This is a genomic window from Neisseria sp. Marseille-Q2251 (genome assembly GCF_940793045.1).
Lineage (GTDB): Bacteria > Pseudomonadota > Gammaproteobacteria > Burkholderiales > Neisseriaceae > Neisseria.
On record NZ_CALNWV010000003.1, the window covers coordinates 41,867 to 54,288 of the forward strand.

At 50.6% G+C, this 12,422-nt stretch carries 13 protein-coding genes; 8 read left to right on the forward strand and 5 right to left on the reverse strand.

Going from position 1 to position 12,422, the window contains the following annotated elements; genetic code table 11:
- Positions 1–71: 71 nt before the first annotated feature.
- Positions 72–479: an NfeD family protein gene (locus tag AAG834_RS02155; RefSeq protein ID WP_342031110.1), complete on the reverse strand. Its 408-nt coding sequence runs from the start codon at positions 477–479 to the stop codon at positions 72–74.
- A 180-nt stretch (positions 480–659) separates the two neighbouring features.
- On the opposite strand from AAG834_RS02155, the gene ung reads away from it, so the two are divergent.
- Both ung and AAG834_RS02165 read left to right on the forward strand, forming a co-directional pair.
- A complete protein-coding gene (gene ung, locus AAG834_RS02160; protein WP_342031111.1) occupies positions 660–1,319 on the forward strand; it encodes a uracil-DNA glycosylase in 660 nt (219 codons plus the stop codon).
- A 108-nt stretch (positions 1,320–1,427) separates the two neighbouring features.
- Positions 1,428–1,925 carry a YbhB/YbcL family Raf kinase inhibitor-like protein gene (locus AAG834_RS02165; RefSeq protein WP_003778466.1) on the forward strand — a complete coding sequence of 166 codons (498 nt, stop codon included), beginning with the start codon at positions 1,428–1,430 and terminating at the stop codon, positions 1,923–1,925.
- A 59-nt stretch (positions 1,926–1,984) separates the two neighbouring features.
- Here AAG834_RS02165 and lipA read toward each other — a convergent pair whose 3' ends face one another.
- From lipA to AAG834_RS02180, 3 genes are read right to left on the reverse strand one after another with little or no spacing between them, the layout of a single operon-like run.
- Positions 1,985–2,971, reverse strand: coding sequence for a lipoyl synthase (lipA, locus tag AAG834_RS02170; RefSeq protein ID WP_003778467.1), 987 nt, complete (start codon positions 2,969–2,971; stop codon positions 1,985–1,987).
- Positions 2,971–3,588, reverse strand: coding sequence for a lipoyl(octanoyl) transferase LipB (gene lipB, locus AAG834_RS02175; protein WP_009311759.1), 618 nt, complete (start codon positions 3,586–3,588; stop codon positions 2,971–2,973). The genes lipA and lipB overlap by 1 nt, the downstream gene beginning before the upstream one ends.
- Before the next feature lies 1 nt (position 3,589).
- Positions 3,590–3,856, reverse strand: coding sequence for an HP0495 family protein (locus AAG834_RS02180; protein WP_003756826.1), 267 nt, complete (start codon positions 3,854–3,856; stop codon positions 3,590–3,592).
- 199 nt (positions 3,857–4,055) lie between these two features.
- On the opposite strand from AAG834_RS02180, the gene lon reads away from it, so the two are divergent.
- From lon to thrB, 4 genes are all read left to right on the forward strand, one after another.
- The gene (gene lon, locus AAG834_RS02185) at positions 4,056–6,518 is read left to right on the forward strand and encodes an endopeptidase La (protein WP_342031112.1); all 2,463 of its coding nucleotides are present in this window, start codon (positions 4,056–4,058) and stop codon (positions 6,516–6,518) included.
- A 184-nt stretch (positions 6,519–6,702) separates the two neighbouring features.
- Complete coding sequence (locus tag AAG834_RS02190) at positions 6,703–6,972, forward strand: HU family DNA-binding protein (RefSeq protein WP_003677477.1); 270 nt, start codon at positions 6,703–6,705, stop codon at positions 6,970–6,972.
- Between the two features lie 279 nt (positions 6,973–7,251).
- Complete coding sequence (locus AAG834_RS02195; protein WP_049223737.1) at positions 7,252–7,785, forward strand: inorganic diphosphatase; 534 nt, start codon at positions 7,252–7,254, stop codon at positions 7,783–7,785.
- A 151-nt stretch (positions 7,786–7,936) separates the two neighbouring features.
- Positions 7,937–8,854 carry a homoserine kinase gene (gene thrB / locus AAG834_RS02200; protein ID WP_342031113.1) on the forward strand — a complete coding sequence of 306 codons (918 nt, stop codon included), beginning with the start codon at positions 7,937–7,939 and terminating at the stop codon, positions 8,852–8,854.
- Positions 8,855–9,127: 273 nt separating this feature from the next.
- Here the strand turns inward: thrB and AAG834_RS02205 are convergent, their stop codons facing one another.
- Entirely contained in the window at positions 9,128–9,943 is an 816-nt protein-coding gene (locus AAG834_RS02205) for an RNA methyltransferase (RefSeq protein WP_342031114.1), read from the reverse strand.
- A gap of 183 nt (positions 9,944–10,126) precedes the next feature.
- On the opposite strand from AAG834_RS02205, the gene AAG834_RS02210 reads away from it, so the two are divergent.
- Complete coding sequence (locus AAG834_RS02210; protein WP_342031115.1) at positions 10,127–10,912, forward strand: inositol monophosphatase family protein; 786 nt, start codon at positions 10,127–10,129, stop codon at positions 10,910–10,912.
- 198 nt (positions 10,913–11,110) lie between these two features.
- Complete coding sequence (locus tag AAG834_RS02215) at positions 11,111–12,412, forward strand: TolC family protein (protein ID WP_050901444.1); 1,302 nt, start codon at positions 11,111–11,113, stop codon at positions 12,410–12,412.
- Positions 12,413–12,422: the final 10 nt, after the last annotated feature.

Sequence of the window (12,422 nt, forward strand, 5' to 3'; positions counted from 1 at the left end):
TAATATTAATAGATGAATATTTTCAGGAAGGGTAATCAATTCGCCCATGATGCTCCTTTCGATTTTATCAATCAATTTAAACGAATGAGTAAAACATTACCGTTTTTACCGGTAATCACGGCGGTAGAGGTCGTCTGAACGGCATCGGCATTTTCAGCCTGCGCCTGCCAGTACGTTCCCCGATACGAAACTTCATAGCAATCGCCGTGAAGGCGGCGGAGGATTTGAACGGTCTGTCCGATGTCCAAATCATCGTTCAATTCTTGGCGGGGCGCAGTTTTTTTGAATTTACTGTGTACCACCCAGATACCGACGGCGGATAAAACGGCTGCCGCAGCGACGGCAATCGAAGTATTACCGGTCAGCCCATACACCAATCCCGCGCCGAACAAAGCCGCGCTGACAACCAAGAGATATACAGTACCGACAAACAGCTCGACAATCAGGACGGCGGCGGCAACGATAAACCAAGTAGTCATATAGATTCCTTAAGATTCGGGTGGGACAGACTCAATCATAACGGTACAAAGGCTGACTGACAATTCAATCATGACAATATTTTATTTGATACGTCCGGAGGAAATGGAAGGTCGGCAGAAAAGGCGTCATCTCCATTTTGCTGCGTTATAATCATTTTTCACGATCATGAAGGCATCAATATGCAAACTTGGCACGAAGCAATCGGCTCGGAAAAGTCCGAACCCTATTTTCAACACATCATCGAAACCGTCAAACACGAGCGCGGCATGGGGCGGATTATCTATCCGCCTGCCGAAGACGTGTTCAACGCCTTTAAAGCAACCGAATTCGGTAACGTCAAAGTTGTGATTTTGGGACAAGACCCGTATCACGGCGCAGGGCAGGCGCACGGGCTGGCGTTTTCCGTCCGCGAAGGCGTAGCCGTCCCTCCCTCGTTGGTCAATATTTACAAAGAGTTGGCGGACGACATCGAAGGCTTCCGTATCCCGCAACACGGCTATCTGCAACATTGGGCAGAGCAGGGCGTTTTACTGCTCAATACCGTCCTGACCGTCCGCGCGGGACAGGCGCATTCCCATGCCACATTGGGTTGGGAGCGCTTTACCGACGAAGTGGTCAACCAAATCAACCAAAACCGCGAACACGTCGTCTTCATGCTTTGGGGCAGCCATGCGCAGAAAAAAGGCGCGTTTATCGACCGCAGCCGCCATCTCGTCCTCAGCGCGCCGCACCCCTCGCCGCTGTCCGCCTATCGCGGTTTCTTCGGCTGCAAACACTTTTCCCGCGCCAATGCCTATTTGCAGGAAAACGGGATAACGCCGATAGATTGGCAGGTATAAAACAGGTCGTCTGAAAACGACAGCCCGGCAAACCGAACAATCCGATTACCCGTCTGAACAAGCCTTCCTTTTTCAGACGACCCCTTCCCCAACCCATAGGAGAACACTATGCAGGTAACGACTTCAGCCATTGTCAACGGCGAATTTGAAGACAAATACGGCAAGCGCGGCAGCCAGTTCAGTCCGAACAACATGCCGACTTACTCCATCCCCTTTGAAATCAGCGGCGCGCCCGAAGGCACGAAATCCTTTGCCGTCGTTCTGGAAGACAAAGACGCCATTACCGCCAGCGGATTTGTGTGGACACACTGGCTGATTGCCGACCTCAAACGCACCTCCGTCGCCGAAAACGAAAGTCTGACCGCCACCGACTACACGCAAGGCGCAAACAGTTGGGCGAGCCTGTTGGGCAAGTTGGACATCGAAGAAGCCACAGGCTACGGCGGTATGTATCCGCCCAACTGCCGCCACCGCTACGAACTCATCGTTTATGCACTCGACACCGTATTAAACCTGCCGCGCGGCTTCCGCTTCAACGACCTGCATTTCGCCATGCAGGGGCATATCTTGGACAGCGCAAGCGTAATGGGAACGTATGACGTATAAAGCCTAAGCCGCTTGTTTGAAAAAAGGTCGTCTGAAAATTTTCAGACGACCTTTTGTTATCAATGATGACCGCAACCGCCGCCATGACTTTCGCGTAATGCTTCGGCAGCCTGCTCGTCGGCGTGGTAGCTTGAGCGGACCATGGCGCCGATGGCGGCGTTGGTGAAGCCCAGTTCGTACGCTTCTTTTTCGAAGATTTTGAACTGGTCGGGCGTGACGTAGCGCAAGACGGGCAGGTGTCCGTCTGAAGGCTGGAGGTACTGGCCGATGGTAATCATCTCGATATTGTGCGCCCGCATATCGCGCATGATTTCGCGCACGTCTTCGTCTGTCTCGCCCAAGCCGACCATGATGCCGGATTTGGTCGGGATGTGCGGCATCATTTCTTTGTAGCGGCGTAGCAGGTCGAGGGAGTGCTGATAGTTGGCGCCCGGACGGGCTTTTTTGTACAGGCTCGGATGGGTTTCCAAGTTGTGGTTCATCACGTCAGGCGGGGTTTCGGCAAGAATTTTCAGTGCGATGTCCAAGCGGCCGCGGAAGTCGGGAACGAGGATTTCGATTTTTGTGTTCGGACTGGTTTCGCGGATGGCTTTGATGCAGTCGGCGAAATGCTGTGCGCCGCCGTCGCGCAGGTCGTCGCGGTCAACGGAGGTGATGACGACGTAACGCAGGTTCATGGCTTTGACGGATTCTGCGAGGTGTTTCGGTTCGTCGGGGTCAAGCATATTCGGGCGGCCGTGTCCCACGTCGCAGAACGGGCAACGTCGGGTACAAATGTCGCCCATAATCATGAAGGTCGCTGTGCCTTTGCTGAAACATTCGCCGATATTCGGGCAGGAGGCTTCTTCGCAAACGGTGTGCATTTTTTGTTCGCGCAAAATATCTTTGATTTCAAAGAATTTGCGTGACGGCAGTTTGGCGCGTATCCATTCGGGCTTTTTCAGTTTTTCCTGAAGGGGGACGACTTTGATGGGGATGCGGGCGGTTTTGTCCGCGCCTTTGAGTTTGACGCCGCGTTTGGGATCGTCAACTTTGATTTCGCTCATTAATTGTTCGCTTTCGGTGTGAGTTGTGTCTCGAGGTGTGCGGTCAGTTTTTGCGCAACCTCGTCCAAGGTGGGACAGGGTTGGACAAAATCCGCGATTTGTGTCATTTCCATGCCGGCATAGCCGCAGGGATTGATGTGGGTAAACGGGCTTAAGTCCATGTTTACGTTTAATGCCAGACCGTGATAAACGGAACCGTCTTTGATGCGCAAGCCGAGTGAGGCGATTTTGCGCTCACCGACATAAACGCCGGGGCGTTTCGGGTCTGCCGCCGCTTCGATTCCGTATTCCGCCAAAGTGGCGATGATGCTGTTTTCAAGCGCGGAGACGATGTTGCGGACGCTGGTTTTGCGGCGTTTGAAGTTGATCATGGTGTAGATGACCAACTGGCCGGGACCGTGGTAGGTGATTTGTCCGCCCCGGTCGATTTGGACGACGGGTATGTCGTCGCGAATCAGAAGGTGCTCCGGTTTGCCTGCCAGCCCTTGTGTGAAGACGGGCGGATGCTCGACCACCCATAATTCGTCTTCGGTATGTTCGTCGCGGGCTGCGTTGAACGCTTTCATGGCTTCGAAAGTCGGTTGGTACTCGACCATGCCTTTCTGCACGATTTTCATATCAGTACACCACTTTCACCATTTCGTGATCGGTCAGGGCGCGGTAGATTTTGTCCAGTTGCTCTTTGCTTTCGACGTTTACTTTGACGGTCGCACCGGTATAGTTGCCCTTGCTGCTTTGACGGGTGGTGATGTGGTGGGGTTCGGTATCGGGCGCGTGCTGGCGGACGGTTTCTAAGATATTTTTTTCAAATTCGGGATGCGCGTTGCCCATGACTTTGATGGGGAATTGGCAGGGGAATTCGATGAGTGAGGTTTGGTCGGTCATGGCTGACTCCTGATGTGCTGTATGCCGAGAGGTCGTCTGAAAAGTTCCAGCCTTTCAGACGACCTCGAATGGCGTGTATTTTATCGCAAAAAGTTGCCGATAAAAATAGAAGCGTACATCGGCTTTTTCAAGTCTTGAAATACGCTTTTCCATCCCAATTTAGGCTACATTCCGAATTTATTACCAAGTAGAGAACAATATGCCGACAAAAGAAAAACATTTTGAGGAATACAGCGCACTGGCAACCTTGCCTTTACGCGATGTCGTCGTTTATCCGCATATGGTGCTGCCGCTGTTTGTAGGCCGCCCGAAATCCATTGCGGCATTGGAAGCGGCAATGGCGAATGACGATCCGGTGTTTTTGCTGGCGCAAATCGACCCGAACACCGAAGATCCGACGGCGTCTGATTTGCACCGTACGGGTACGGTCGCGCAGGTTTTGCAGGTGTTGAAGCTGCCTGACGGCACGGTAAAAGTGTTGGTCGAAGGTATTCGGCGCGGCAGAGTATTGACCATTGAAGAGAGCGGCGGGTTGTTCCTGTCCCATGTCGAAGCTGTCAACGAGTATGCGGATGCGGACAATCCCGATATTGAAGCCATTCGCCGTACGCTGCTTACCCAGTTTGACCAATACGCCAAGTTGAATAAAAAAATCCCTGCCGAAATCATCAATACCATCAACGGTATCGATGATAACAGCCGTTTGGTGGACACGATTGCGGCGCATTTGCAGTTGAAACTGGAGCAGCGCCAACAGATTTTGGAAACTTTCGGCATTATCGGCCGTATGGAGTTTCTGCTCGCCCAGTTGGAATCCGAACTGGACATCATGCAGGTCGAAAAACGCATCCGCGGCCGCGTCAAACGCCAGATGGAAAAATCCCAGCGCGAGTACTATCTGAACGAGCAAGTGAAAGCGATTCAGAAAGAATTGGGCGAAGAAGACGAACGCGGCGAACTGGATGCGTTGGAAGCAAAAATCAAAGAAGCGGGCATGACCAAAGAAGCCGAAGAGAAATGCCTGTCCGAACTGAAAAAGCTCAAAATGATGCCGCCTATGTCTGCGGAATCCACCGTCGTACGCAACTACATCGATACTTTACTTGAGCTGCCGTGGAAGAAAAAATCCCGTGTCAGCAAAGACATTGCCAAAGCCGATTTGGTGTTGAACGCCGACCACTATGGCTTGGAAAAAGTCAAAGAACGGATTTTGGAATACCTTGCCGTCCAAAAACGTATGGACAAGCTCAAAGGTCCGATTCTGTGTTTGGTCGGTCCTCCGGGGGTGGGTAAAACCTCTTTGGGCGAATCCATTGCCAAAGCAACAGGCCGCCAATATGTCCGCATGGCTTTGGGCGGCGTGCGCGACGAAAGCGAAATCCGCGGCCACCGCCGTACCTATATCGGCTCCATGCCCGGCAAAATCCTGCAAAACATGGCTAAGGCAGGCGTGAAGAATCCGCTGTTCCTGCTCGACGAAATCGACAAATTGGGCAGCGACTTCCGAGGCGATCCCGCCAGCGCGTTGCTTGAGGTGCTTGATCCTGAGCAAAACAACAAGTTTGCCGATCATTATGCGGAAGTGGATTACGATTTGAGCGATGTGATGTTTATCGCCACATCTAATAGCTTGAACATCCCGACTCCGTTGCTTGACCGTATGGAAATCATCCGTTTGTCCGGCTATACCGAAGACGAGAAAATCAATATCGCCATGCAGTATCTCGTGCCGAAGCAAATGAAACGCAACGGCGTGAAAGAGGGCGAATTGGTGGTCGAAGAAAGCGCGGTACGCGATATCATCCGTTATTACACCCGTGAAGCCGGTGTACGTTCGCTCGACCGCGAGATTGCTAAAATCTGCCGTAAGGTGGTGATGCAGATTACCTTGAACGAAGATAAGAAGAGGTCGTCTGAAACCAAGAAAACCAGCAAAGCCAAGCCTAAGGCGGTTAAAGTCAATGAGAAAAACCTGCATGACTACTTGGGCGTGCGCCGCTTCGATTACGGCGTTGCCGAAAGTGAAAACCGCATCGGACAGGTTACCGGTTTGGCGTGGACGGAAGTCGGCGGCGAATTGCTGACTGTCGAAGCCGTGGCGTTGCCGGGCAAGGGCGTGATTCAGTGTACCGGCCAGTTGGGCGACGTGATGAAGGAATCTGTGTCCGCGGCATGGTCTGTTGTCCGTTCCCGTGCAGAATCAGTGGGTTTGGCTCCTGATTTTTACGAGAAAAAAGACATCCATGTTCACGTTCCCGAAGGTGCAACGCCGAAAGACGGTCCGAGCGCAGGTATCGCCATGACTTTGGCGATGGTGTCTGCCTTTACCAGAATTCCGGTGCGCGCCGATGTGGCGATGACAGGCGAAATCACCCTGCGCGGCGAAGTCTTGCCAATCGGCGGTTTGAAGGAAAAACTGTTGGCTGCCTTGCGCGGCGGCATCAAACACGTCCTGATTCCGAAAGACAACGTCAAAGACTTGGAAGAAATCCCTGAAAACGTGAAAACCGGCCTGACCATCCATCCGGTCAAATGGATAGACGAAGTCCTCGCTTTGGGCTTGGAAAGCCAGCCGACACCTTGGGTTGCGCCTTTAAGTGCCGAAGAGGCGCAGGTTGAAGCCGCCAAGCCTAAGTCAAGGGCGAAAGCGACCAAACACTGATTTTGTAAAAAATGTGTTGCAAAAGATGCGGGTTTGCCTTGAAAGCCTGTAAAATAGGGCAATTCCGCATTTTTTTCTTGACACGGTATTTTCAGAATTGCTATAAAGCGCAAAGGTACTCAAAAGTACGAAGCCCCGAGTATTCGGGCATTTCATTATTTTCAACGATAGGAAGGGACTGATTGTGAATAAGTCTGAATTGATCGAAGCAATTGCTCAAGAAGCCGGCATTTCTAAAGCTGCCGCCCAAAAAGCTCTGGATGCCACTACCAATGCTGTAACCAACGCTCTGAAAAAAGGCGACACCGTAACTCTGGTCGGTTTCGGTACTTTCTACGTTGGTGAACGCGCAGAACGTCAAGGCCGCAACCCTAAAACCGGCGAGCCTCTGACCATTGCTGCTGCTAAAACTCCTAAATTCCGTGCCGGTAAAGCATTGAAAGATGCTCTGTAAGCATAGATAGGCATTAAGCCTGATAAAAATCGACTCTAATATAGGAGTCGATTTTTATTTTGTGCTGTTTTTGTACATTTAACATAGAAATAAATCTAGAAATAAATCGAATAGAATTTGTGAGCAATGCCGCCTCGTGCCGTTATGTTCATGGTTTTGAGATGTTCGGAAGACTTTTGCCGTCATGAATTAGGCGGAAAGCGATACATTTCCAGAAATGTCTTTTGTTTGTTATACTTTCAGCGTTTAACTTTTGCAATTGTTTATAAGGAGCGCAAAATGGCAGATTTTAATAAAATCTTGACGCCGGGTGATGTCGATGGCGGCATTATTAATGTTGTGAACGAAATTCCTGCAGGCAGCAATCATAAAATCGAATGGAACCGAACATTAGCGGCTTTCCAACTCGACCGTGTTGAACCTGCAATTTTTTCCAAACCTACAAACTACGGTTTTATCCCTCAGACTTTAGACGAAGATGGCGATGAATTGGATGTCTTGTTGGTGACAGAGCAGCCATTGGCAACCGGCATTTTTCTGGAAGCGCGCGTCATTGGCGTGATGAAATTTGTTGATGACGGCGAGGTTGACGATAAAATCGTTTGCGTTCCTGCCGACGACCGCAACAATGGCAATGCGTACAAAACATTGTCTGATTTGCCGCAACAATTAATCAAGCAAATCGAATTCCATTTCAACCACTACAAAGACTTGAAAAAAGCAGGTACGACCAAAGTCGAATCCTGGGGTGATGTTGAAGAAGCGAAACAAGTCATTAAAGAATCGATTGAGCGTTGGAATAAACAAGCTTAATTGAGATCAACAAGCAAAAGGTCGTCTGAAAATATTTTCAGACGACCTTTTTGTTTTTTATGACTATGGCGCGAGCTTGGCGTTTGCCTGTTTGGCAGGGGAATTTTTTGGTATGATTGCCCCTTATATTTTCTATTGATAGGTTTGCATTATGTCTGTCTATACAAGTGTTTCTGATGAGGAAATGCGGGCGTTTTTGACCCAATACGATTTGGGCGGTTTTGTATCGTTGCAGGGAATTGCGCAGGGGATCACGAACAGCAATTATTTTTTGACCACCACGACGGGGCGTTACGTTTTAACGGTATTCGAGGTATTGAAGCAAGAGGAGTTGCCGTTTTTTCTGGAATTGAGCCGGCATCTGAGTAGCAATGGCGTGGCTTGTCCTGCTCCGATTGTGCGCAAGGATGGTAGGCTGGATTCTATCTTGGTGGGTAAACCTGCCTGTCTGGTTACTTGCCTGAATGGCTCGGATACTGGCTGGGCAACGGAAATGCAATGTTTCAATACAGGGGCCATGTTGGCAAAAATGCATATTGCCGGACAGAGTTTCCCGCAAAAAATGGTCAATCCGCGTTACGACCGTTGGTGGCATGATGCTTGCAGTCAGCTTTTGCCGGTATTGAGCGAAGATGACGCGGCTTTGCTGCAAAAGGAGATTGCTGATTTAGATGGTAATCTGGGTAATCATCTGCCTTCAGGCATTATCCATGCCGATTTGTTTAAGGATAATGTTTTATTGGATGGGGAGAAGGTGGCGGGCTTTATCGATTTTTACTATGCCTGCAACGGAAATTTTATGTACGACCTGGCCATTGCCGTCAATGACTGGGCAAGAACAGCGGAGAACAAGCTGGATAGTTCCTTGCAAGATGCTTTTATCAGGGGGTACGAAAGCATCAGACCTTTGTCTGATGAAGAACGCGAATATTTCCCGATTGCCCAAAGAGCGGGCTGTATCCGGTTTTGGGTGTCGCGTCTTTTAGACTTTCACTTTCCGCAAACCGGTGAAATGACGTTTATTAAAGATCCCAATGCTTTTAGAGATTTGTTGCTGAGTTTGAATTGATGCATATGCTAATACTTGGTATTTGAAATGTAATGTATAGTGGATTAACTTTAAACCAGTACGGCGTTGCCTCGCCTTAGCTCAAAGAGAACGATTCTCTAAGGTGCTGAAGCACCAAGTGAATCGGTTCCGTACTATCTGTACTGTCTGCGGCTTCGTCGCCTTGTCCTGATTTAAATTTAATCCACTATATATTTGGTCTTAAAATTGCACCCGAAGTTGGATGGGATGTCCGACTTTTAGGGTGCAGTTTTATTTTTCAGACGACCTTTTTCAGTCTTTCTTCTTCAAGCGATGGCTGACGGTATTGAAAAAGCCGCGCAGGATGTCGATGTCTTCGGTTTGAGTGTTGGCACGTCCGAACAGGCTTTGCATACGGCGCATCAGACGTTCGCTGTTGCGGCGGTTGAAGAAGCCGATATCGTCCATGACGCTTTCCATGTGGGCGACCATGCCTTTGATTTGCTCGTGGGTGGCAGCGTGGTCTTCTTGTTGCAGGTGGGTCATGGGCATATCGGTCTGGCTGAAGATTTCGTAACACACGACCTGAACGGCTTGGGCGAGGTTGAGCGAGAAATAGTCGGGGTTGCCGTTGATGGTCATCAGACGGTTGCATGCCTGCACTTCTTCGATGCTCAAGCCGAAGGTTTCGTTGCCGAAGATGAGGGCAACTTGTTCTCCGCGTTGTGCCGCCTGCAATAATTCGGGAACCAGTTCGCGCGGGGTTTGCAGCGGGGCGGTGATTTCGCGGCGGCGGCTGGTAAGGGCGCAGGCGAGCGTGGTGTCCGCGAGGGCTTCGTTGAGCGTGGCGGTAATCACGGCGTTGTGCAATACGTCTGCCGCGCCGGAAGCAAGGATGAAACTTTCCTCCGGCAGTTGGAAATCTTGCGGGTTTTCGGGGTTGAAAACGGGCGGTTGCCCGGTCATCGGCGTGGACATCAAATTCGGGGCGACGATGGTGAGTTTGTGCAGCCCCATGGTCTTCATGGCGCGGGCAGCAGAGCCGATATTGGCGGGATGGCTGGTGCGGGTGAGGATGATGCGGATGTTGCCGAGATAGTCGGGCAATTCGGGCTTGGCTGAAGTCATGTTTTGTTTTCGGTTTGTTCGGGAATCGGGTATAATACGCCATCTTTTTGTTTTCAGACGACCTTTCGCCTTTGGGCTTGAGAGGTCGTCTGAAATGTTCTTTAACAACGTCGGAAACGTACAAACGTTGCGTCCGGTGCAGATGCGCCGGACGGTATTTTACCTGATTTAGAAAGAAAACCCATGAATCCGTTTTTAAATACCGCTTTCAAAGCCGCCCGTAAAGCCGGGCAGATGATGATCCGCGCAAGCGGCAATCTGGATGCCGTCAAAGTTGACAGCAAGGCATTCAACGATTTCGTTTCCGACGTTGACCGCAATTCCGAGATGATTTTGGTGGAAGCGCTTAAAGAAGCCTATCCGCATCACAAAATCACTTGCGAAGAAGGCGGTTCTCACGGCAAAGTCTCTGCGGAATACGAATGGATTATCGATCCGCTCGACGGCACGACCAACTTCTTGCACGGCCATCCCCAATACGCGATATCCATGGCGTTGCTGCACAAAGGCGTGTTGCAGGAAGCTTTGGTGTACGCACCTGAACGCAACGATGTTTACATGGCTTCGCGCGGCAAAGGCGCATTGCTCAACGACCGCCGTATCCGCGTTTCTTCCCGCATTGAGTTGAACCGCTGCTTGATCGGTACCGGCTTCCCTGTCGTTGATCAAAGCATGATGAACAAGTATCTGGCTATTTTGAAAGACTTTTTGGCAAAAACTGCCGGTGGTCGCAGAGAGGGCGCGGCTTCGTTGGATTTGTGTGCCGTAGCGGCCGGCCGTTTGGACGGTTTCTTCGAGTTCAACCTCAAACCTTGGGATATTGCCGCAGGCGCGCTGATTGTGCAGGAAGCCGGCGGTATCGTTACCGATATGTCCGGCAATGAAGGCTGGCTGGAAAGCGGCGATATTGTGGCAGCCAATCCGAAAGTGCTGGCGCAAATGTTGCAAATCATTAGCGTCCATCTGTAAACAGGAGGTCGTTTTCAGACGACCTTTTGCTCGTTTTTAATACGGTGTCGTGATTTAGCAATAGTAGGAATATCATCCATGTTACTTTCAGGAGCAGATAACTACCTTTTATCGCAATCTGAAAACAGGGATTCCGATTAATGATAATATGCTCAAAGAATTGATTTGCAACAGGCCACCCCTTTGCCAATCTGATAAATGACGAACCGTATTGTTGTGAATAATATGAAGAAAAAATCTTTTTTGAATCGTCCCAAGACATCCGTTTTCCGCACCGGACAAATTGCTGCCGCGGTGTGCGCGGCAGTATGCGCGGCAACGGCGCAGGCTTATCCTTTGCAGGCTATTTTAAGGGATGCCATGGTGTCCGACCCGATTGTGAAGGAAGCGAAAGCAACCGAAGATTCGGCCAAAAGTACGACGAAGGCTACCCGTGCGCGCCATTATCCCGTGTTGACGCTGACAGGTACCAAAGTTTTGGCGCAGAAAAACAAATATTCCAGCAACGATATGAATGACGGTGTCGGCATACGCGGAACTTTGAATGTATATTCATGGGGCGCCATCAATGCGGCGGTACGGCGCGATAAAAACAGAGAGCAATACTACCATCATCGTTATTTCGAAAATCAGGAACGTCTGGGCAGCGACATCGGCAAACTCTATTTGACCGCATTGCGCGCGAAAGAAATCTTGCGCATCAACCGTCAGAGCTTGGTCCGACACAATAATCTCCTGAAAGATTTGAATATTATCGTGAAATACGATAGCGGCCGCCGTTCCGAACTCATTGAAGCGCGTGCGCGCCTGTTGCAGGTCGAATCATCCATCGCGCAACAACAACGCACGATGGAATTGGCGTTGAGCCGCTTGTCCCGCTACACCGGACGGCAGTTGACGGCAGAGGATTTGGAAGATCCGTTTGCCAACGACAGCGCGGAATCATTGGTCCGCCGTTTCAAAACCGCCGATAACAACACCAATCCTTCCTATCGGGCGCAGGTGGCAGAACGCGACAGCGTGAAGGCAGATTTGGACGTTTCCAAAGCAGAGCGCCTGCCCGCTGTGAACCTGGAAGGTAATGCGAACCGCGACAACAGGCAGCTTTATTTAAATGTGGCATGGAATGTCTTAGACGTTGCCGCGCGCCATAATGTGCAGAAAAATGCCGATGCCCTGATTGCTGCCGAATCGAAATCCGAGCAGATTATGCGCGACATTACCGAAAAAACCCAAACCGCCGAAATCGACATGCGCGAGAGCGAACGCCGTGCCGATATTGCTGCGCAACATATTGCCGCCCAAAAGGACGTGGTTAAAACTTACGAGCTGCAATTTAAAATCGCCCGCCGCACGCTGACCGACGTTTTGGGCGCATACAACGAATTGTCCAGCATTGAGCAGGAAAACATTTCGGCGCGCAACGACTTCCGCGATGCCGCGTTGGATTATCTGGCTGCGCAGGCGCAGATGGCGAATTGGGCAGGCTTGAAGCAATAACATAAAATCT